The organism is Veillonella rogosae JCM 15642 (assembly GCF_002959775.1).
Taxonomy (GTDB): Bacteria; Bacillota; Negativicutes; order Veillonellales; family Veillonellaceae; genus Veillonella; species Veillonella rogosae.
This window is the reverse complement of record NZ_PPCX01000012.1, coordinates 75,723-97,402: the sequence shown is the minus strand read 5'-3', so window position 1 is coordinate 97,402 and position 21,680 is coordinate 75,723. Positions and strand designations below refer to the sequence as shown.

The following is a 21,680-nucleotide window of genomic DNA, read 5'->3' as shown; positions in this document are numbered from 1 at the left end:
TCTTTTCATAATATAAATACCTGGAGGAAGTATGAATTTACTCGAAATTGGGATCCCTACCGTACCTCTTAGAGGCATGGTTGTATACCCAAATATCGTGATTCACCTCGATATCGGTCGAGACAAATCCATTAAAGCGGTAGAGGCCGCGATGAACGAGGATCGCATTTTAGCAGTTGTGACCCAAAAGGATGATGCTGTTGATGCACCGACCGTTCATGATTTAGCCCAAATGGGTACATTAGTAAAAATCAAGCAAATGTTACGCTTACCAGGTGGTATTGTACGTGTTCTTGTAGAGGGCATTACACGTATTCGCGTAATGAATATTACAAGTATGGATCCGTACTATGTAGGGGACTACGAACGCGTAGCCTCTGAGTTCGAAGACGATGTAGAGCTAGAAGCTTACCGTCGTCTTGTACAGTCTAAATTCGGTGAATGGGCAGAAGAAGCTAAATCTGTTACAGATGAAGGGGTAACGCGCGTTATGGAATTGCGTGATCCATGTGAATTAGCTGATCAAGTTGCATTCTTGTTGCCAATCAATAATTTAAAACGCCAAGAGTTACTAGAGGAATTATCTGTAGCTCGTCGTCTAAATATGATTGTAGGCATCTTAAATATGGAGCTACAAATCTCTGATTTGGAAAATTCTATTAATAACCAAGTGCGACAATCCATGGAAAAAGCGCAAAAAGAATATTTCTTGCGCGAAAAAATTCGAGTTATCCACGATGAATTGGGTGACAAAGGTGATCCAGAGGAAGAAGCCGAAGAATTACGCGTTAAATTGAAAGCGCTTAACTTAAGTGAAGATGTACATACGCGTATTGATAAAGAAATTTCTCGTTATAGCCGCATGCCACAATTGATGCCAGAAGCAACAATTTTGCGCAATTACCTAGATTGGGTATTGGCGTTACCGTGGAATGAATTAACTGAAGACCGCTTAGACATCAAGGAAGCTCATGCGATGCTTGATGCTGACCATTATGGCCTTGAAAAGGTAAAAAAACGCATCCTTGAATTCTTAGCTGTTCGTAAGTTAACTGGTAAAAATAGTGGTTCCATTCTCTGCTTAGTGGGCCCACCAGGGGTTGGTAAAACATCCTTGGCCACATCTATTGCTAAATCGATGAATCGTAAGTTTATCCGTGCATCCTTGGGTGGTGTTCGCGATGAAGCTGAAATCCGCGGTCATCGTCGTACGTATATTGGCGCCTTGCCGGGTCGCATGATCCAAGGTCTAAAGAATGTAGGTACTAAGAATCCTGTATTCTTACTGGATGAAATTGACAAACTCGCATCTGACTATAAAGGTGATCCATCCTCTGCATTATTAGAGGTGTTGGATCCTGAACAAAATAGTACATTTAGCGATCACTTCATCGAAGTACCGTTCGACTTCTCCGAAGTATTCTGGATTACTACGGCTAACGTAGCATCCAATATTCCTGGTCCATTGTTAGACCGTATGGAAATCATTGAATTGTCCAGTTATATGGAAGAAGAGAAACTAGAAATCGCTAAGCGTTACTTAACTCCTAAGCAAATTAAGAAAAATGGCCTTGAAGACTACAAGGTTAAATTATCTGATGCTGTGTTGAGAAAAGTAATTTCCGAATATACTCGCGAAGCGGGTGTTCGTACCTTAGAAAAAACAATTGCTAAGATTTGCCGTAAAATCGCTTTCAAAGTAGTCGAAGAAGGTGGCGATGCACCAAAAGTAACGACTAAGAATCTTCATGAGTTCTTAGGTGCTCCGATTTTCGTTGATCAAGAACGGGAAAAGAAACCACAAGTTGGCTATGTAAATGGCTTAGCTTGGACTTCTGTTGGTGGCGTAGTATTACCTTGTGAAGCTACGACTATGAATGGTACCGGTAAATTGGCATTAACTGGCAGCCTCGGCAAGGTTATGCAAGAATCTGGCCAAGCAGCTATGAGTTACATTCGCCACAATGCAAAAGCATTAAAAATTGAAGAAGATTTCTATAAGAAACTCGATATTCACGTTCACTTGCCAGAAGGGGCAACGCCTAAAGATGGTCCTTCTGCAGGTATTACCATGACATTGGCTATGGTATCTATTTTGACAAATCGCAAGGTTCGTTCTGATATTGCCATGACTGGTGAAATTACATTGCGTGGCCGCGTATTGCCAATAGGCGGTTTAAAAGAGAAATTATTAGCAGCCTTGTCTCATGGCATTAAAGAGGTATTGATTCCAAAAGGCAATGAAAAGGATATTGCAGAATTACCTGACATTGTAAAAGAAGGACTCATTATTACGCCAGTTAAGACAATGGATGAAGTATTAGCAAAGGCACTTGTGTAATGCAAAAAAAGAAAAAATCCACTAAACAAATGGGGCCAAAACCACAATATACACGAAAAGAACCGAAGGGGCCTCGTATTATAGCAGCAAAATATAATACATCCTGTGTGAAGGCGGATCAATATCCTGAAGGGGATACTGTGGAAATCGCTTTCCTAGGACGCTCTAATGTGGGCAAATCTTCGTTGATTAACTCGTTGTGTAATTATCGTGGGTTAGCCCTCGTTAGTGGCCAGCCAGGTAAGACAAAGACGATAAACTATTTTGACATTGAGTCAAAAGAGGATATTTCTGAAACAGAGGAACGCAGATACAATTGGTTCCTCGTAGACCTTCCTGGGTATGGTTTTGCAAAGACAAATAAAGGAAACCGCAATTTGTGGTCTTCCTTTATTGCCGATTATATTTTACATTCTGAACGATTGATGTTGTTGTGCTTGCTTATCGATGGTCGTCATCCAGAGATGCCTATTGATAAGGTGGCCTATGACTGGCTTGTTGAGGCTGGTGTGCCACTACAAATTGTAGTTACTAAAGCTGACAAGCTAACAGCTAAAGAAAAGTCTGCGAACTTGGCTAAAATTAAGGAAATGTATCCAACGGATACACCGCCTATTTTATATAGCTCCTTAAAACATACAGGTCGTGAGCTTTTACAACAACGCATCAATACAGTTCTAGTAGGAGATGAAGCATGAGTCAAACCAATGAGTTAGAGATTATGGAACGCATTGCTCTAGATTTAGGGGGCGTTGAAGAATCTCTTGCATCATCTTTTAATACCGGTGCAGAAGACTTTAATGCACTGATTCGACCATTATCAGCGGCTGGTGGCAAGCGTTTACGCGCTCAATTATGTCTACTGATTGCCAATGCAGGCACATCTGTAGAACGTCAGCGCATTAGAATTGCAGAAGCCGTAGAAATGCTTCATTTAGCAACCCTGATTCACGATGATGTATTAGATCAAGCTGAGATTCGTCGCGGTGAAGATACAATTCATATGCACAAAGGCAATAAAGTCGCCATTCTTAGTGGGGATTACTTGTTTGCCAAAGCATTCCAAATCGTATCTGAAATGCCCAATATGAAGTATTTACAAATTTTCTCTCATATCATTACATGTCTCGTTGAAGGCGAGTTCATGCAAATGGAAGACGTATATCGTATCGATCAAGGGATTGAGCGCTATATGACTAAGACTCAAAAGAAAACAGCGGACTTCATGGAAGGTTGCATGGAGCTTGGTGGTCTCTTAGGGGGCTGGAGTGAGTCTGAAATCGTTGAGTTGAAAAAATACGGTCACGCTTTGGGGATGGCATTCCAAATTACAGATGATATCATGGACTATCGTGAAACGACTGAGACTACAGGTAAACCTGTAGGAAATGACCTACGCGAAGGTTTATTGACCTATCCTTTATTAAGTATCGTTAATGATGACAATAAAGATAGATTGCTTGCAGATATTAAAGCCTTGAATAATGGCGGTAATGAGCAAGATATTATCGAATACGTTATCGCTCAAGGCGGTATTGACAATACATTGGCAGTAGCTGATAAATATTGCAAAGATGCTTTGGCTGCTCTTGAAGCTATACGTGATTTCCCAGGGAAGGAATTCCTTGTGATGGCTGTAGAAAATCTAGCTGATAGAAAGGTATAATATGGAACCATTCGAACCAAAACCGGATTTCGAATATCCCATAAAAAAACCTTCTTTTGATAGTGTAGTTCGTCAAAAACGGCGTGAAGCAGAGCAAAAAGCAGAGCAAGAACGGTATAAGGTGGCAAATTTACAAGTTCCTGAGGACCCAGAGAATGAACCTCTTTATACTGAAATGGAACAGAAAATGATGGATGAAGCTCGGGAGCTATCCCTTGTAGGCCATCTATCTGAATTGAGAAAACGGCTTATTCTGATGGCGGTGGCCATTATTGTGGGGACGTGTATTTCTTACTATTATGTAGACGTATTATTAGAAATACTCCTCAAGCCTGCGGGCAAGCTCTATTATATGAAACCTACTGAAGCTTTCTTTACATATATGAAAGTATCTATAGTAGGGGGGCTCATTATAGCAGCGCCTATTATACTGCATCAGATTTGGCTCTTTGTTAAGCCTGCCCTTACGGTGCGAGAAAAACAGTTGTCCAACTGGATTTTGCCGGTAGCGATTGGTTTATTCGGAATTGGCATTGTATTTTCTTATTTTCTTGTATTGCCGGCGGCCGTGAAGTTCTTCATGGGCTTTGCTACAGACGAATTACAACCGATGTTTTCCATTGGTCAGTATATGGATTTTGTGTTGTCCTTTGTACTGCCTTTTGGATTTATCTTTGAATTGCCGTTGATTTTAATCATCTTGGGATATTTCAACTTAATAACATCACGTTTTTTAAAAACGAAACGAAAGATATTTATTCTTATATCCTTTATCATAGGTGCTGTCATTTCACCAACACCGGATATGTTCTCTCAAACGATGATTGCATTACCTATGATATTGCTATATGAAACGAGCCTGTTTGTATTGGCTAAGATTATGAAGCGCTAAGGAGTATTTTTAGGAGGAACGATGAAAACCTACGAAAATTTAACCACTTATAATCCCGGTGAAATAGAAGGGAAATGGTATTCTTATTGGGAAAATCAAGGATACTTTCACGAAGAAGTAGACACTAATAAAGAACCATTCAGTATCGTCTTGCCGCCTCCTAATGTAACTGGTATGCTTCACATGGGCCATGCGCTAGATAATACGTTGCAAGATATCCTCATCCGTTTTAAACGCATGCAAGGTTACAATGTATTGTGGATGCCTGGTACTGACCACGCTGGTATTGCTACTCAAATCAAAGTAGAAGAGATGCTCGCTAAAGAAGAAGGTAAATCTCGCTATGATTTAGGTCGTGAGAAGTTCGTAGAACGCGTATGGGAATGGAAAAAAGAATACGGTGATACTATCGTTAAACAAATCCGTAGCCTTGGCGCATCTTGTGACTGGACTCGCGAACGCTTTACATTGGATGATGGTTACTATCATGCAGTGCGTGAAGTATTCGTAAAGCTTTATGAAAAAGGTTTGATCTACCGTGGTGAGCGCATTATCAACTGGTGCCCTCGGTGTGCCACAGCTTTATCTGATGTAGAAGTTGAACATGAAGATGAACACGGCCATTTATGGCATATTAAATATCCTGTAAAAGGTGAAGATAATCGCTTCGTGGTAGTAGCTACCACACGTCCAGAAACCATGTTTGGTGATGTGGCAGTAGCGGTAAATCCTGAAGATGATCGTTATAAAGACCTTATCGGTAAAACTTTGGTATTACCATTCGTTAACCGTGAAATTCCTGTAATTGCCGATGACTATGTAGATGCAAGTTTCGGTACAGGTTGTGTAAAAATTACGCCTGCTCATGACCCTAACGACTTTGAAATGGGCCAACGCCACGATTTAGAATCTATCGTTGTTATGAACAATGATGCCACAATGAATGAAGGCGCGGGTAAGTTCAATGGCTTGCCTCGTGAACAAGCACGTAAACAAGTAGTAGCTGAACTTCAAGAGTTAGGCTTGCTTGAAAAAATCGATGACCATGACCATGCAGTAGGTCATTGCTCTCGTTGTAATACCATTATCGAACCAATGGTATCTAAACAATGGTTCGTAGATATGAAACCGTTGGCTGAGCCAGCTCTTAAAGTTGTTAAAGACCATGAAGTAGAGTTTGTGCCTGAACGCTTCACTAAAACATATGTAAACTGGCTTGAAAACATCCGCGACTGGACGATTTCTCGTCAATTATGGTGGGGCCATCGCATTCCTGCATGGTACTGTGATGACTGCGGTGAAACTATCGTAAGTCGTGAAGACATTACGGAATGTCCTCATTGTCATGGTCATGTAACACAAGATCCAGACGTTCTTGATACATGGTTCAGTTCTGGCTTGTGGCCATTTGCTACGATGGGCTGGCCTGACCAAACTCCAGAGCTTAAACAATGGTACCCAACAAGTGTTCTCGTAACTGGTTACGATATTATCTTCTTCTGGGTAGCGCGTATGATCTTCATGGCTCTTGAGTTCGAAGATGAAATTCCGTTCAAACACGTATTCATCCACGGTCTTGTTCGCGATAGCCAAGGTCGTAAGATGAGTAAATCCTTAGGCAATGGTATTAATCCACTTGATGTTATTGACCAATTTGGTGCCGATGCATTGCGTTTCACTCTTGTAACAGGCAATACACCTGGTAATGACATGCGTTTCTACATGGAGCGTGTAGAAGCGAACCGTAACTTTGCTAACAAGATTTGGAATGCTTCTAAATTCGTATTGATGAATCTTACGAATTATGATGAAAGCTTCGTTCCAACTGCAGATGATTTAACATTAGCTGATCAATGGATTATTCAAAAATACAATGAAACAGTACAAAGCGTAACATCTAACCTCGATAAATTTGAATTAGGTGAAGCGGCAAGTTCTGTATATGACTTCATTTGGAATACGTACTGTGACTGGTATATTGAGTTGGCGAAACCTCGTTTGTATAGTGAAAGCAATGAACGCGATCGTCGTACAGTTCAATACTTGCTTGTAACTATCTTGCGTCAAATGCTTGAGTTGTTACATCCGTTCATGCCGTTCGTAACAGAACATATTTGGCAACACTTGCCTCATGAAGGGGATAGCATCGTAGTTACTAAATGGCCAGAAGCATTGAACTTCGACAATCTTGACGGTGCAGCTCGTCAAATGGAAGTGATGATGGATGCTATTAAAGGCATTCGTAACATGCGTGCTGAAATGAATGTGCCGTTAGGTAAAAAAGCAGAGGTTATCGTAGCACCAACAGATGAAGCATTAGCTCAAACGGTAGCAGATCATAGTGATTACTTCGTAACATTAGCTTGGGCTGAAAAGGTAACTATTCTTGGTGCCGATGATCCAAAACCAGAAAATGCAACTGTAACAGTTGTAAATGGTATGGAAGTATATCTCTTGCTTAAAGACTTAATCGATGGTGAAAAAGAAAGAGAGCGTATCGGGAAGGAAAAAATCCAAATGGAAAAAGAAATTTCCCGTTTGGAAGGCAAGTTGTCTAATCAAGGTTTCCTAGCAAAAGCTCCAGAAGCTGTAGTAGCAAAAGAAAAAGAAAAGTTAGAAGAATATAAACAAAAACAACAAGCGTTATTGGAACGTGAAGCGTTCCTTGAAACCTTATAATAGGAGGTTTATATGACATATCAAGAGGCCTTAGCCTATTTAGAACAGGCATCCTCATTCGGTATAAAGCCTGGCCTTGAACGAATTACAGCTCTTATGGAAGCCCTTGGGAATCCGCAAGAGGACTATAAAATTGTTCATGTGACAGGTACGAATGGTAAGGGCTCGGTTACCTCATATATTTCCTACGCACTGTTTACAAGTGGATTACGGGTGGGGCGATTTACATCGCCTCACCTTCAATCCTATACGGAGCGAATTCAAATTAATGATGGAAATATTACAGAGGAAGCCTTCGGTGAATTAATCAATCGTGTAAAAGCAGCAGTAGATACTATCATCAGTAATGGAGTAGAGGCACCGACGCAATTTGAAATGTTGACGGCAGCCGCATTCTTGTTCTTTAAAGAACAAGGCGTAGATTATGCAGTAGTAGAAGTTGGTTTAGGTGGATTGCTAGACTCTACTAATATCGTTACTCCTAAAGTATCTGTTATTACTAATGTATCTATGGATCATCAAGCGTACTGTGGTGATACTGTTGAGGACATTGCACGTCATAAGGCGGGTATCATCAAATCTAACGTACCTGTCGTAACAGCTGCACAAGGTACGCCTCTCAGTATTATTGAGGACGTAGCCAAAGAAAAGAATGCTAAACTGTATGCTTTCAATAAAGATTTTGGCATCGATAGTCGAAGTGCTGTAACAGGCGGTCAAATGATTACGGTCAGTACTAATGATGCAGCGCCTGCTATGCTCTTTACGACGATGGCAGGTATTCACCAATCTGTAAACCTCGCTTGTGCGTTAATGGCGGTGCGCCTATTGATGCAAGAAGATAAGAGTATTAGTGAAGAAACAATGCGCGAAGGTTTTGCTCGCACTACGTGGGCTGGTCGTTTCGAAGTTAAACGCGGGCTAGATCGCACCTTTATCTTTGATGGTGCTCATAATGCGGCAGGGGCTGAATCTTTCGGTATGACTTATGCTGAATTATTTAAAGATACTTCAAAAACAATTGTTATGGCCATTCTTAAAGATAAGAACCAAGAGGCTATCATTCGTGAGGTTGTTAACGCAGGGGATACAGTTTTAGTTGTACCGGCTCCAACAGATAGAACGGAAGTACCTGAAGCTTTGGTTGAGGTCATTCGACGCATTGTACCAAAGGCGACGGCTCAAACTGCTGACTCTGTTGAGGAGGCTTTGGCATTGGCCTATAAGCATACTAAGACTGGTGATATTATTGCCGTATGCGGTTCGTTATATATTCTAGGGGATGCTCGTCAGTGGTTTAACCATGAGATGAGTCACTAAGGTGAGATTATGGAACTCTCACTTATTCCTAATCAGAAGCGACTGACCTTTTATATTGAACGGCTAATTTACGGTGTTGTCGTGGCTATGCCGTTGCAACCGATGGTAGGGGATGTACTCCTTTGGCTAGCTATAGGACTGGCGCTATATGATTTAATATCTAGTAAGTCTTTGAGCTTACCTACCGGATATCTATCTTGGTCCGTGATGATCTTTGTTATCTGGACTGGTTTATCATCGCTCATGTCACCAAACTGGGACTGGTCTATTCAAAGTTGGTTCTACCAAATTGTAGCAGGTGGTGGGATGTACTATTTAGTGCGTACCTATATTCAAACGCCTAAACAATGGAACTATTATCTACGTGCTTTTTTAGGCACTGCAGTTCTTGTCTGTGTTATTGGGGCCTATCAGTATCTATTTGTTCCTAATATACATATAAAAGAATGGGTAGATGCTGCACAGTTTCCGACATTGATGCGCCGTATGGCATCAACATTACAAAATCCTAACTTGTTAGGGGCTTATTTGTTGATGGTGTTAAGCGTATGCATTAGTTATATTCTCGTTTATATGAAAGAAAATCGCACCCGTGACGTGGTGACGATGCTCATCATAGGTATCGTTTTATTCTTAACGATGCTTTTAACCTATTCTCGTGGTATTTGGATTAGCTTTGCCGCTATGATTCTCTATTGGGCAATCTTTGTAGAGCGGCGCCTTTTCCTATCCTTGTTAGCCGTACCGGTCATTTTGTACTTCTATGAAGGTGAAATTGCGTCACGACTTTGGTCTATATTCCAAGGTCACGATACGTCAGCGGATCTTCGCTGGGCATTGTGGGATAGTACTATGTATATCATACGAGAAAATCCTATCTTTGGTATTGGCTGGAATACATTCTACTTAGTATATCCTGAGTATAACTACTATATTCAAGGCCCTAATGTTTTAATGTATCATGCGCACAATTTATATTTGAACATATTAGCCGAAATAGGTATTCCAGGTTTGTTATCATTCCTTGCAGTTATCGTAGGTCATGTAATTACATCTATACGATTAAAAGGGGATCTATTCCGACAAGCAGCACAAATAGGCGTAGGCGCCTTAGCGGTGGCTGTTCTCATTAGTGGTTTATCTGACTTTGAGCTCTATAGCCATCAAGTGACCATTGTATTTTGGCAATTGTTAGGCTGGGTTGGAGCCTTTGTGAAAGTACAACTTTCAGCAAGTGACCATATAAAATAGGTATATTATGTATAATTAGCATATTTTATGGTAGCTATATAATTTCATAATATGGTATAATTAATACATTCCATGGTAGGGTAAAGTATAAGTATTATTAACCGGTTTTCTAATGTTAGACATAATTGAACATTATTGTTAGCATTTGAAAGCCGGTTTTTTGCATATCATTGTATTTTTATAGGGAGGTGTGTGGTTCATTTCTTGTGTATAAGATGTTGTTTTTATATTGAAAAGGTTCTATATATTGTATAGAGATAGTTCGATTTAACCGAAAAACATCAATATATACTACTAAATCGATAATTCCTGTGAGTTATAACGATGTGAATAAAACTTATGTGAAAATATGAAAATCTATGCGTTTTAGTCATAATGCACTGGTGAAGTGTATAAAAAAATACATTTTAGTCATATAAGTTGACAATACATTGGTTCTGGACTACGATGAAGTCGGTTTAAGGAACGACCAAGAGATCAAACTGTCGTTTATACAATGTTACTCTTAAAGGAGATGGTAATGGTGATAGACATCAAAGACCGCGTAAAAAGTGCGGCCCTCCAAGGTAAAATTGTCACTGCTTCTGAAGCAGCTCTTTTGATTAACCCAAATGATAAAGTTGGTATTTCCGGCTTTACTCCATCCGGTTATGTCAAAGCTGTGCCATTGGCATTGGCAGAAAGAATGGAAAAAGAACCATTCAAAATCGATTTGTGGACAGGTGCTTCTGTAGGTGATGAAGCTGACGGTGCGTTAACTCGCGTTAACGGTATCCATCGTCGTTTCCCATATCAAACTAACAATGACACTCGTAAAGCTTTAAATGGCGGTAAAATAAATTATATCGACATGCATTTAAGCTTGATGGCACAAAACGTTCGCTATGGCTTCTTTGGCGATTTAGATGTAGCGATTATCGAAGCTGCTCAAATCAACGAAGATGGTTCTATTGTTCCTACAACATCTGTTGGTAACTCCCCAACATTTGTGAGCCAAGCAAAAAAAGTTATCGTAGAAGTAAACGTATCCCAACCACTTTCCTTGGTAGGTATGCATGATATCTACGAGCCTCTCGATCCACCATACCGTAAACCAATTCCATTGGAAACACCTGGTGATCGCATTGGTACTGATGCAATTCCTTGCGACCCTGAAAAAATTGTGGCTATCGTTCCTTGCGACATCCCTGATACAACTAGACCTCTAGCTCCTATCGATGATGATGCGAAAGCAATGAGCCAACACTTAATTGATTTCTTCCAAGAAGAAATTAAAGGTGGTCGCTTGCCAGAAAACTTACTTCCATTGCAATCTGGTGTAGGTTCCGTAGCAAATGCTGTAATCAGTGGTCTTGCTAAAGGTCCATTCACTAACTTGTCTATCTTCACTGAAGTTATTCAAGATGGTATGTTTGACCTTATCGATGCAGATAAAGTAACTGTATGTTCCGGTACTGCATTGAGTCCTTCCCCAGAAGGGTTGAAACGTTTCTATGACAATATCGATGAATACCGTAAAAAAATTATTCTTCGCCCTCAAGAAATTTCCAACAACCCTGGTATCGCAAGACGCCTTGGTGTTATTGCCATGAATACTGCAATTGAATTTGATATTTTTGGCAACGTAAACTCTACTCATATTATGGGTAGCAAAATGATGAACGGTGTTGGCGGCTCCGGCGACTTCGCTCGTAGCGCATACCTCACAATCTTCTGTACTAACTCCGTTGCTAAAAATGGCGACATCAGTTCTATCGTTCCTTATGTATCTCACGTAGATCATACAGAACATGACACTATGATTTTCTGTACAGAACAAGGTGTGGCTGACTGCCGTGGTTTGAGCCCAGTGGAAAGAGCTCGTTTGATCATTGAAAAATGTGCTCACCCAGACTACAAACCAATGTTAACTGAATACCTAGAAAAAGCATTAGAAGCAACTAAGAATGCCCATACACCTATGTTGCTTGATGAAGCTCTTTCTTGGCATAAACGCTTCACAGAAACTGGAAGCATGAAAAAATAAACCTGTTTTTTTAGGAGGATGATGAAAACATGGCTTACGAAAACTTAAAAGCCCAAATTGCTGAGTATAACAAACTTTGTGACGAAAGAAGTGCAAAAACTCCAGAACGTCAAAACTTGAAATACAACCGTGTGTATACACCAGTTGATATCGAAGGTTTCGACTATGAGCGCGATTTGGGGATGCCTGGCGAATTCCCTTATACTCGTGGTGTACAACCTACTATGTACCGTGGCCGTTTCTGGACAATGCGTATGTACGCAGGTTTCGCAACTGCTGAAGAATCCAACAAACGTTACCGTTACCTAATCGAGTCCGGTGCAACTGGTCTTTCCTGTGCATTTGACTTGCCTACACAAATCGGTTATGACTCTGATGATGTTGTAGCTGAAGGCGAAGTTGGTAAAGTAGGTGTTGCGATCGACTCCTTGAAAGATATGGAAATCTTGTTCGACGGCATCGACCTTGGCAAAGTATCCACATCCATGACAATCAACGCTCCAGCGTCTGTTTTGTTGGCAATGTATATCGCAGTAGCTGAAAAACAAGGTGTACCTTCCACTGAATTGATGGGTACAATTCAAAATGATATTTTGAAAGAGTATGCAGCTCGCGGTACTTACATTTTCCCTCCAAAACCTTCCATGCGTTTGATCACTAATATCTTCGAATATTGTTCTCAATACGTTCCAAAATGGAATACAATTTCTATCTCCGGTTACCATATCCGTGAAGCAGGTTCCACAGCAGCGCAAGAAATCGCATTCACAATTGCAGATGGTATCGCGTACGTAGAAGCAGCTTTGAAAGCTGGTCTTGACGTTGACTCCTTCGCTGGTCGTCTTTCCTTCTTCTGGAATGCTCATAACAACGTACTTGAAGAAGTTGCTAAATTCCGCGCATCCCGTCGCTTATGGGCAACTATCATGAAAGAACGTTTTGGTGCTAAAAAACCAAAATCCATGATGCTTCGTGTACATACTCAAACAGCTGGTTCCATGTTGACTGCACAACAAGTTGACAACAACATCGTTCGTGTTGCTCTTCAAACTGCAGCTGCTGTAATGGGCGGTACTCAATCCTTACATACAAACTCTCGTGACGAAGCTTTGGCTCTTCCTACAGAAGCATCTGTACAAGTAGCTCTTCGTACTCAACAAATCGTGGCTTACGAATCTGGTTTAGCTGACGTAGTTGACCCATTGGGCGGTTCCTACTATGTAGAAGCTATGACTAACGCTATCTATGACGAAGCTATGTCTTACATCAAGAAAATTGATGAAATGGGCGGCGCTGTAGTAGCAATCGAAAAAGGCTACATCCAAAAAGAAATTCAAGAATCCGCTTACAAATGGCAAATGGAAGTTGAATCTGGCTTGCGCACAATCGTTGGCGTAAACAAATTCCAAGTTGAAGAAGAAGCTCCAAAAGACTTGCTTCGCGTAGACGCTTCCGTAGGTGTTAACCAATCCAAGAAAACTCAAGCAGTTCGCGCTAACCGCGATCAAGCAGCAGTTGACACAGCATTAGCAGCTCTTAAAGTTGGCGCAGCTGACGAAAATGTTAACTTGATGCCATTAATTCTTGATGCAGTTAAAACATATGCTACATTGGGTGAAATTTGTAATGTATTGCGCGAAGTATTCGGTGAATACGAAGCTCATTCCACATTATAATATCGGCTAATTTCGGAGGTAATAAATCATGGCAGAAAAACGTATTAGAGTAATCGTAGCAAAACCAGGTCTTGATGGTCATGACCGTGGTGCAAAAGTAGTAGCACGCGCTCTTCGCGATGCTGGTTTCGAAGTAATCTACACAGGTCTTCGTCAAACTCCAGAACAAATCGTTGAAGCAGCTCTTTCTGAAGACGTTAATGTAGTTGCATTATCCCTTCTTTCCGGTGCTCACAACACATTGTTCCCTAAAATTGTTGAACTTTTGAAAGAAAAAGGTATGGGCGATGTACTTGTAATCGGCGGTGGCGTTATTCCTGACGCTGATATCCCTGGTTTGAAAGAAGCTGGCGTAGCTGCTGTATTCACACCTGGTACACCAACTGGCGATATCGTTAAATTCATCAACGAAAACGTTAAATAATTAATGCATGGGTGAGAGGGACTCATTTAGAATAGATGAATCCCTCTATTCCCATATTCAAAGATAGGTGGTGAAGCGAATGGATTTAGTTAAAGGACTTTTTGAAGGTTCTCGACTAGCCTTAGCACGGTCCATCACAGCTGTAGAAAACGAGTATGAAAATGCCATTGATATTATGAAGGCTATTTACCCTAAAACAGGGAATGCACGTATTCTCGGTATTACTGGGGCCCCTGGTGCTGGTAAAAGTACATTGACAGATAAAGTTGTAAAACATTATTTAGATCAAGGTAAAAAAATCGGCATCGTTGCCATCGACCCAACTAGCCCATTCTCTGGTGGTGCTATCTTGGGGGACCGTATTCGAATGAACGACTTAACATTAAACGAAAATGTATTCATTCGAAGCATGGGCACGCGTGGTAGTCTTGGTGGTTTATCCAAAAAGACTGCAGACGTTGTAAAACTTATGGATGCCTTTGGTATGGATTTAGTTATCATTGAAACAGTAGGCGTAGGTCAATCTGAAGTAGACATTGTAAAAAATGCAGATACTACATTAGTTGTACTTGTTCCTGGTCTCGGTGACGATATCCAAGCTATCAAAGCGGGTATTCTTGAAATCGGCGATGTATTTGCTATCAATAAAGCTGACCGAGATGGTTGCGATCGTTTGAATGTAGAAATTGAAATGATGCTTGACCTTGATTCTCGTGAAGTGAAATGGCGCCCACCAATTAAGCGCACCATTGCTAGCAAGGACCAAGGCGTAGATGAACTCATCGACGCTTTAGATGAACATTTTGAGTATCTTGAAGATTCTGGTGAATTGGAATCTCGTCGAGCAGAACGTACTCGTGATGAAATCATCGCAATGATTAATGAACAAATTGGTCGTTATGTAGCTGAAAAAATCATTACTAGCGACGAATTTAATAGCCAAGTGACAGCTGTTAATGAACGCGAAAGCGATCCGTACACAGTTGTTAACGGCGTAATGACAAGCGTGCTAAAGTAGACGGCGACTACATAGCACTAGAGATTTAGCCTTGAAAAGGAGATAATCGAAATGGCTTTTAAAGTATTACAAGTGGATCACATCGGTATTGGTGTTAATGATTTAGCAGCAACTAAAGAATTCTACAAAAATGCATTGGGTATAGAACATCTTCCTGAAGATGAAATCGTAGAAGAACAAAAAGTAAAAGTATCCTTCTTCCCATGTGGCGATGCTGAACTTGAATTCTTAGAAACTACAACTCCAGATGGCCCTATCGGTAAATTCATCGAGAAAAATGGCGGTCGTGATGGTATCCAACACGTAGCATTGCGCGTTGATAATATTGAAAATGCTATTGCTGATTTGATGGCTAAAGGCGTTCGTATGATTGACGAAAAACCTCGTTATGGTGCAGGCGGCTCCGCAATTGCTTTCTTACATCCAAAAGCAACTGGCGGCGTATTGCTTGAATTATGTCAACGTATGAAATAATACAGTGTCCAATTCACATCATTATGTATGAGTTATAGAGATACATATACATATAATTTCAAGTTATATGTTAAATATGTATTATGCTTGAACTTTAATTATTAATGAAATAAAATGATACTGTAACAATTTTTATTTGGAGGTGCTATAATGGCAACAGTGCAGGAAAAAATCGAGTTATTGCACGAGAAACTAGCTAAAGTTAAAGCCGGTGGTGGTGAAAAACGCGTTGAGAAACAACATGCTCAAGGCAAAATGACTGCTCGCGAACGTTTGGCTAAATTGTTCGATGATAATTCTTTCGTTGAACTTGATCAATTTGTTAAACATCGTTGTGTTAACTTCGGTCAAGAAAAGAAAGAATTACCAGGCGAAGGTGTAGTAACTGGTTATGGTACTATCGACGGTCGTTTAGTGTACGCATTCGCACAAGACTTCACTGTAGAAGGTGGTTCTCTTGGTGAAATGCATGCGGCTAAAATCGTTAAAGTACAACGTTTAGCAATGAAAATGGGTGCGCCAATCGTTGGTATCAACGACTCCGGCGGTGCTCGTATTCAAGAAGCAGTAGATGCCCTTGCAGGTTACGGTAAGATTTTCTTCGAAAATACAAATGCATCTGGCGTTATTCCACAAATTTCCGTAATCATGGGTCCATGCGCAGGCGGTGCTGTATATTCTCCAGCATTGACTGACTTCATCTACATGGTTAAACACACATCTCAAATGTTCATCACTGGTCCTGCAGTTATCAAATCTGTAACTGGTGAAGAAGTAACAGCTGAAGATCTTGGTGGTGCAATGGCTCACAACTCCGTTTCCGGTGTAGCTCATTTTGCTGCTGAAAACGAAGATGATTGTATCGCTCAAATTCGCTACTTATTGGGCTTCTTGCCATCCAATAACATGGAAGATGCTCCATTAGTAGACACTGGTGATGATCCAACTCGTGAAGACGAAGGCTTGAACAGCTTGTTGCCTGATAACAGTAACATGCCTTACGACATGAAAGATGTTATCGCAGCTACTGTAGATAATGGCGAATATTATGAAGTACAACCATTCTATGCTACAAATATTATCACTTGCTTCGCTCGTTTTGATGGTCAATCCGTTGGTATCATTGCTAACCAACCAAAAGTAATGGCTGGTTGCTTGGACATCAATGCATCTGACAAATCTTCCCGTTTCATCCGTTTCTGTGATGCTTTCAATATTCCAATCGTTAACTTCGTTGACGTTCCTGGTTTCTTGCCTGGCACAAATCAAGAATGGGGCGGTATCATTCGTCATGGTGCTAAAATGTTGTATGCTTACTCTGAAGCAACAGTACCAAAAATTACTGTTATCACTCGTAAAGCATACGGCGGTTCTTACCTCGCTATGTGTTCCCAGGATTTGGGCGCTGACCAAGTATACGCTTGGCCTACATCCGAAATCGCTGTAATGGGTCCTGCTGGCGCAGCTAATATTATCTTCAAGAAAGATGAAGACAAAGACGCTAAAACAGCTAAATACGTGGAAGAGTTCGCAACTCCATACAAAGCTGCTGAACGTGGCTTCGTAGACGTAGTTATCGAACCAAAACAAACTCGTCCAGCAGTTATTAACGCTTTGGCAATGCTTGCAAGCAAACGTGAAAACCGTGCTCCAAAGAAACATGGTAATATTCCATTATAATTCGATTCGGTAAACATATCATCGAATTTGGGAGATACCTTTCTTTACTACTTTTTTAGAAAGGGGAATGATTATGGAAGGACAAGCAGTTACTACCAATCCTTGGCTAATTATGGCGATTAATATGACAGTTGTGTTTGTTGTGTTGATTCTTCTTGGCGTTCTTATGGAAATCGTACATTTAGTCGATCCAACTAAGAAAAAAAAAGAAGTACATAAAACTGAAACAACTGTTGCAGCTCCAGCAGCAGCTCCTGCTGCAGCAAGTGCATCCGCTCAAAATGAGGATGAAGTAGTAGCAGCTATCGTAGGTGCCATTGTGGCGATGGGGTACTCATCTGAACAAATTGCATCTATCCGACCTACAGCAACCAGTGCTAAATGGCGCTTGGAAGGTCGCTTAAGCGGTAGAGGTTAAAAAATTTAGGAGGCATTTTAATGAGCAATGCTACAACAACTAACGGTAAAGCTCCATCTCAAGATGTAGTAGCAGTAATCGTTGGTGCATTAGCGGCAATGGGTTATTCCGCTGATCAAATCGCGCACATCCGCCCAATCGTAAGCTACAATTGGAAAATGGAAGGTCGCTTGCGCGGTAATCGATAAGATTATTGCCTAATTAGATAATCACTAAGATTATCCGATTTATATGTGTAAAAAATATTTATAAGTTTGGTGTAGACATACACATTTTGGAGGAATTTAAGATGAAAAAATTCAACGTTACAGTAAATGGTACAGCATATGATGTAGAAGTTAATGAAGTAAAAGGCGCAGCTCCTGCAGCAGCTCCAGCTCCAGCAGCAGCTCCAGCTCCTAAAGCAGCTCCTGCACCAGCACCAGCTCCAGCTGCAGCAGCAGCTCCAGTTCCAGCAGGTGCTGAAACTGTAAAAGCTCCAATGCCTGGTAAAATCTTATCTGTAGCAGTATCCGCTGGCCAAGCAGTTAAAAAAGGCGAAACTTTGTTGATCCTTGAAGCTATGAAAATGCAAAACGAAATCGCAGCTCCACATGATGCTGTAGTTTCCGAAGTACGCGTTTCTGCTAACCAAACTGTATCCACTGGCGACGACATGGTTGTACTTGGCTAATACCAAGTTTTGTATGGCGCGGCCGTGCCGCGTCATATAACAATTTTATATTTGTGAAAGGGGAACTCATATGGAGGCTTTTGCTGTTGCGATACAATCCGTTATAAATGATAGCGGTTTCCTCGCTTTTTCCGCAGGCAATGCTATCATGATTCTTGTAGGTTTGATCCTATTGTATTTAGCATTTGCTAGAGAGTTTGAACCATTATTGTTGGGACCGATTGCCTTTGGTTGTGTACTTGCTAATATCCCTCGTAACGGCTTCGAAGAAGGCGTTATGGCACTTATTAGCGCAGGTATCTCTCAAGAAATCTTTCCACCTCTAATTTTCCTTGGTGTAGGTGCAATGACTGACTTTGGTCCGCTTATTGCTAACCCTAAAACATTACTTTTAGGTGCTGCTGCACAGATTGGCGTTTTCGTTGCATTAGGTGGTGCAATGATGCTTGGCTTTACTGCTCAAGAAGCGGCTGCTATCGGTATCATCGGTGGTGCAGATGGTCCTACATCTATCTATTTAGCTACTAAGCTAGCTCCTCATTTATTAGGTGCTATCGCGGTTGCTGCATATTCTTATATGTCTTTGGTACCGTTGATTCAACCACCTGTTATGAAATTATTTACTACACAAAAAGAACGTGAAATTGTTATGGAACAATTGCGTGAAGTAACACGTTTTGAAAAAGTTGTATTCCCAATCGTTGCTACAATCTTCATTTCTTTATTGCTTCCTTCCATTACATCCCTTTTAGGTATGTTGATGTTAGGTAACTTGTTCCGTGAATCTGGCGTAACTGAACGTTTGTCTGATACATCTCAAAATGCGTTGATCAATACTGTTACAATCTTCTTGGCAACTGGTACTGGTTTAACAATGGATGCGGAACATTTCTTAAGCTATCAAACTATCCTAATCATTTGCTTAGGTTTAGTTGCATTTATCGGTGGTACTGCTGGTGGCGTATTGTTCGGTAAATTGATGAGCTTTGTTGATGGTGGTAAAACAAATCCACTTATTGGTTCTGCTGGTGTATCCGCAGTTCCAATGGCAGCTCGCGTATCTCAAGTAGTAGGTGCGAAAGCTAACCCAGCTAACTTCTTGCTCATGCATGCTATGGGTCCAAACGTAGCTGGCGTTATTGGTACAGCAGTAGCAGCAGGTACAATGCTTGCTATGTTGTCTAGCCACTAGTAATTTAATAATTATTCACCAAGGTGTGCCTAATTAGGTACACCTATTGGTGAATATAAAAACCCTTCAATTCTATGTATTCATGCATAAATAGGGTATATTTGCAATAAATGCTTTTCAGATCGGTCATTAGGTGATACAAGAATTCACAGAATAACCTTCTAGTGCTTTGAATATAGTAGAGGTGGTCACTTGTTATCAATAGAATTAAAAATACTGATTTGTTTTATTTGGGCATTTATTGTTTTTTTTATTACTGCACTGATTATCGGTAATGAAGGAAAGGCCAAATGGTTCCAACGTAGAACTAAATATTCCTGGTTTAATCGCCGAGGTTTTTTAGGAGAAGCGTTATTTTTTGGCTATCCTAAAACTAAAGAGGGTTATGGTATAACTTTCTTGATGGCTTCTGCTATCAGTATTGTAGGCTATATTTTATATCTCATCTAATACAATCAGTGCATTTCTCTGAAGGGAGATGATGATGTATGGGTACTGCAGAACAAACCTTAATCGTCCTTGCAGTCATGGCTGTTTTATTCGTTACGGAAATTATTCCTTTAGCTATTACTTCTCTAGGCGGTGCTATTGCTCTTGGCCTTATGGGGATTATTACTCCTAAGGTTGTATTCTCTGGTTTATCTGATAGTACAGTTGTGTTGTTCGCTGGCATGTTCGTTGTTGGTGCTGCATTGTTCTACACTGGTTTAGCTCAAAAAATTGGGGAAACAGTTGTATCTCATGCAGGTACTAGTGAAAATGGCTTAATGCTTGCAATCATGGTTGTTACAGCAACTATGTCCGCATTCTTGTCCAACACTGGTACAACAGCTGCTTTACTTCCAGTAGTTGTTGGTATCTGTGCTGTTGCTAAGATTCCTGCGTCTCGCCAATTGATGCCTTTAGCATTTGCTGCTGGTATCGGTGGTATCATTACAATGGTTGGTACACCTCCAAACATTATCGTAAGTGGTACATTAACTAAATTTGGTGAACAACCATTTGGTTTCTTCGAATTCGCTTGGATTGGTATTCCTTTGACTGTTGCTACTATCATTTTCATGATGCTTATCGGTAAACACTTGTTACCTAAACATGAAATTCAAGATGCTGGCGAAGTAGAACAAGAAGTAGCTGCTGAAGATATTTCTAACGATCCTAAGAAACAATTATTCTCCGGTCTTATTCTTTTAGGCGTAATCATCGCTATGATTTTAGGCGACTTCCTAAAAGGCTATGGTATTAACTTACCATTGAGCATGGTTGCAGTTATTGGCGCAATGCTTTGCGTATTAACTGGTTGCTTGAACGAAAAACAAGCGTACACTTCCATTGACTGGGTAACAATCTTCTTGTTTGCTGGTATGATGCCAGTGGCAACTGCACTTGACCAATCTGGTGCAGGTAAAATGATTGCAAATGCAGTTATTGGCGTTATGGGTTCTGACCCTAGCCCTTACTTTGCAACAGCTGTATTATTTGCATTGTCTTGTGTTATGACTCAATTCATGTCTAACACTGCATCTTGTGCATTATTGGCTCCTATCGGTATCTCCATTGCCCAAGGTATGGGCGCTGACCCTCATGCTGTATTGATGGCTATCGGCGTTGCTGCATCTTGTGCATTCGGTACACCTGTAGGTACACCTCCAAATACATTAGTACTTGGTCCTGGCCAATACAAATTTACAGACTATGTAAAAGCCGGCGTTCCATTGATCTTAGTTTGCTTCGTAGTAAGCTTAATTATTATCCCAATGGTATGGCCATTCTTCCCTGGTAAATAATAGGGGATAGGTTACTCTACTATAAGAGCACACACGAGGTCGAATCGTAAGATTCGGCCTCGTTTTTTGCTGTGTGCTTTTAGCTTGTATGATTTAAATATAGATTACATATTAGGGACATCAAAAGTAATATGAATTAAACTTATTTATACAATTAATTTTA

Annotated in this window: 19 protein-coding genes; all 19 read left to right on the top strand. The window is 40.7% G+C overall.

Annotated elements, in window-relative coordinates; all coding sequences use genetic code 11:
* Positions 1-31: 31 nt before the first annotated feature.
* The 19 genes from lon to VRHSUH09_RS08910 all read left to right on the top strand — a co-directional run bounded on the left by lon (position 32) and on the right by VRHSUH09_RS08910 (position 21,517).
* Positions 32-2,341: an endopeptidase La gene (gene lon, locus VRHSUH09_RS08995; protein ID WP_105081974.1), complete on the top strand. Its 2,310-nt coding sequence runs from the start codon at positions 32-34 to the stop codon at positions 2,339-2,341.
* A complete protein-coding gene (gene yihA / locus VRHSUH09_RS08990; protein ID WP_105081973.1) occupies positions 2,341-3,039 on the top strand; it encodes a ribosome biogenesis GTP-binding protein YihA/YsxC in 699 nt (232 codons plus the stop codon). Before lon ends, yihA begins: the two co-directional genes overlap by 1 nt.
* On the top strand, positions 3,036-4,007 hold the full coding sequence (locus VRHSUH09_RS08985; protein ID WP_105081972.1) for a polyprenyl synthetase family protein: 972 nt from the start codon (positions 3,036-3,038) through the stop codon (positions 4,005-4,007). Before yihA ends, VRHSUH09_RS08985 begins: the two co-directional genes overlap by 4 nt.
* A gap of 1 nt (position 4,008) precedes the next feature.
* Positions 4,009-4,899, top strand: a complete 891-nt coding sequence (gene tatC / locus VRHSUH09_RS08980; protein ID WP_105081971.1) for a twin-arginine translocase subunit TatC — start codon at positions 4,009-4,011, stop codon at positions 4,897-4,899.
* Positions 4,900-4,920: 21 nt separating this feature from the next.
* Positions 4,921-7,578, top strand: a complete 2,658-nt coding sequence (locus VRHSUH09_RS08975) for a valine--tRNA ligase (RefSeq protein ID WP_105081970.1) — start codon at positions 4,921-4,923, stop codon at positions 7,576-7,578.
* Between the two features lie 12 nt (positions 7,579-7,590).
* Complete coding sequence (locus VRHSUH09_RS08970) at positions 7,591-8,898, top strand: bifunctional folylpolyglutamate synthase/dihydrofolate synthase (RefSeq protein ID WP_105081969.1); 1,308 nt, start codon at positions 7,591-7,593, stop codon at positions 8,896-8,898.
* A 9-nt stretch (positions 8,899-8,907) separates the two neighbouring features.
* Positions 8,908-10,149 (top strand): O-antigen ligase family protein, encoded by a 1,242-nt coding sequence (locus tag VRHSUH09_RS08965; RefSeq protein ID WP_105081968.1) that lies wholly within the window; start codon positions 8,908-8,910, stop codon positions 10,147-10,149.
* Positions 10,150-10,669: 520 nt separating this feature from the next.
* Positions 10,670-12,175 (top strand): succinyl-CoA:acetate CoA-transferase ScpC, encoded by a 1,506-nt coding sequence (locus tag VRHSUH09_RS08960; RefSeq protein ID WP_105081967.1) that lies wholly within the window; start codon positions 10,670-10,672, stop codon positions 12,173-12,175.
* 29 nt (positions 12,176-12,204) lie between these two features.
* Positions 12,205-13,851: an acyl-CoA mutase large subunit family protein gene (locus VRHSUH09_RS08955; RefSeq protein WP_105081966.1), complete on the top strand. Its 1,647-nt coding sequence runs from the start codon at positions 12,205-12,207 to the stop codon at positions 13,849-13,851.
* 28 nt (positions 13,852-13,879) lie between these two features.
* Positions 13,880-14,275 carry a cobalamin B12-binding domain-containing protein gene (locus VRHSUH09_RS08950; RefSeq protein WP_054746841.1) on the top strand — a complete coding sequence of 132 codons (396 nt, stop codon included), beginning with the start codon at positions 13,880-13,882 and terminating at the stop codon, positions 14,273-14,275.
* A 79-nt stretch (positions 14,276-14,354) separates the two neighbouring features.
* Complete coding sequence (meaB, locus tag VRHSUH09_RS08945) at positions 14,355-15,293, top strand: methylmalonyl Co-A mutase-associated GTPase MeaB (RefSeq protein WP_105081965.1); 939 nt, start codon at positions 14,355-14,357, stop codon at positions 15,291-15,293.
* 51 nt (positions 15,294-15,344) lie between these two features.
* Positions 15,345-15,767: a methylmalonyl-CoA epimerase gene (mce, locus tag VRHSUH09_RS08940; protein ID WP_009351265.1), complete on the top strand. Its 423-nt coding sequence runs from the start codon at positions 15,345-15,347 to the stop codon at positions 15,765-15,767.
* Positions 15,768-15,917: 150 nt separating this feature from the next.
* Complete coding sequence (mmdA, locus tag VRHSUH09_RS08935; RefSeq protein ID WP_009351134.1) at positions 15,918-17,447, top strand: methylmalonyl-CoA decarboxylase subunit alpha; 1,530 nt, start codon at positions 15,918-15,920, stop codon at positions 17,445-17,447.
* A gap of 73 nt (positions 17,448-17,520) precedes the next feature.
* Positions 17,521-17,865, top strand: a complete 345-nt coding sequence (gene mmdD / locus VRHSUH09_RS08930; RefSeq protein WP_054746839.1) for a methylmalonyl-CoA decarboxylase subunit delta — start codon at positions 17,521-17,523, stop codon at positions 17,863-17,865.
* A 20-nt stretch (positions 17,866-17,885) separates the two neighbouring features.
* A complete protein-coding gene (gene mmdE / locus VRHSUH09_RS10430) occupies positions 17,886-18,053 on the top strand; it encodes a methylmalonyl-CoA decarboxylase subunit epsilon (RefSeq protein WP_004696483.1) in 168 nt (55 codons plus the stop codon).
* 101 nt (positions 18,054-18,154) lie between these two features.
* Entirely contained in the window at positions 18,155-18,538 is a 384-nt protein-coding gene (gene mmdC, locus VRHSUH09_RS08925) for a methylmalonyl-CoA decarboxylase subunit gamma (RefSeq protein ID WP_009351113.1), read from the top strand.
* Between the two features lie 70 nt (positions 18,539-18,608).
* On the top strand, positions 18,609-19,730 hold the full coding sequence (gene mmdB / locus VRHSUH09_RS08920) for a methylmalonyl-CoA decarboxylase subunit beta (protein ID WP_054746838.1): 1,122 nt from the start codon (positions 18,609-18,611) through the stop codon (positions 19,728-19,730).
* 192 nt (positions 19,731-19,922) lie between these two features.
* On the top strand, positions 19,923-20,180 hold the full coding sequence (locus tag VRHSUH09_RS08915) for a hypothetical protein (protein ID WP_105081964.1): 258 nt from the start codon (positions 19,923-19,925) through the stop codon (positions 20,178-20,180).
* 38 nt (positions 20,181-20,218) lie between these two features.
* Positions 20,219-21,517: an SLC13 family permease gene (locus VRHSUH09_RS08910; protein ID WP_009351204.1), complete on the top strand. Its 1,299-nt coding sequence runs from the start codon at positions 20,219-20,221 to the stop codon at positions 21,515-21,517.
* The last annotated feature ends 163 nt before the right edge of the window (positions 21,518-21,680 follow it).

Coding starts and splice junctions, on each gene's coding strand:
- VRHSUH09_RS08955 (WP_105081966.1), top strand. CDS start 12,205: ATGGCTTACGAAAACTTAAAAGCCCAAATTGCTGAGTATAACAAACTT.
- mmdA (WP_009351134.1), top strand. CDS start 15,918: ATGGCAACAGTGCAGGAAAAAATCGAGTTATTGCACGAGAAACTAGCT.
- mmdE (WP_004696483.1), top strand. CDS start 17,886: ATGAGCAATGCTACAACAACTAACGGTAAAGCTCCATCTCAAGATGTA.
- VRHSUH09_RS08970 (WP_105081969.1), top strand. CDS start 7,591: ATGACATATCAAGAGGCCTTAGCCTATTTAGAACAGGCATCCTCATTC.
- VRHSUH09_RS08910 (WP_009351204.1), top strand. CDS start 20,219: ATGGGTACTGCAGAACAAACCTTAATCGTCCTTGCAGTCATGGCTGTT.
- lon (WP_105081974.1), top strand. CDS start 32: ATGAATTTACTCGAAATTGGGATCCCTACCGTACCTCTTAGAGGCATG.
- VRHSUH09_RS08985 (WP_105081972.1), top strand. CDS start 3,036: ATGAGTCAAACCAATGAGTTAGAGATTATGGAACGCATTGCTCTAGAT.
- VRHSUH09_RS08950 (WP_054746841.1), top strand. CDS start 13,880: ATGGCAGAAAAACGTATTAGAGTAATCGTAGCAAAACCAGGTCTTGAT.
- mmdB (WP_054746838.1), top strand. CDS start 18,609: ATGGAGGCTTTTGCTGTTGCGATACAATCCGTTATAAATGATAGCGGT.
- mmdC (WP_009351113.1), top strand. CDS start 18,155: ATGAAAAAATTCAACGTTACAGTAAATGGTACAGCATATGATGTAGAA.
- meaB (WP_105081965.1), top strand. CDS start 14,355: ATGGATTTAGTTAAAGGACTTTTTGAAGGTTCTCGACTAGCCTTAGCA.
- mmdD (WP_054746839.1), top strand. CDS start 17,521: ATGGAAGGACAAGCAGTTACTACCAATCCTTGGCTAATTATGGCGATT.
- yihA (WP_105081973.1), top strand. CDS start 2,341: ATGCAAAAAAAGAAAAAATCCACTAAACAAATGGGGCCAAAACCACAA.
- VRHSUH09_RS08960 (WP_105081967.1), top strand. CDS start 10,670: ATGGTGATAGACATCAAAGACCGCGTAAAAAGTGCGGCCCTCCAAGGT.
- VRHSUH09_RS08965 (WP_105081968.1), top strand. CDS start 8,908: ATGGAACTCTCACTTATTCCTAATCAGAAGCGACTGACCTTTTATATT.
- tatC (WP_105081971.1), top strand. CDS start 4,009: ATGGAACCATTCGAACCAAAACCGGATTTCGAATATCCCATAAAAAAA.
- mce (WP_009351265.1), top strand. CDS start 15,345: ATGGCTTTTAAAGTATTACAAGTGGATCACATCGGTATTGGTGTTAAT.
- VRHSUH09_RS08975 (WP_105081970.1), top strand. CDS start 4,921: ATGAAAACCTACGAAAATTTAACCACTTATAATCCCGGTGAAATAGAA.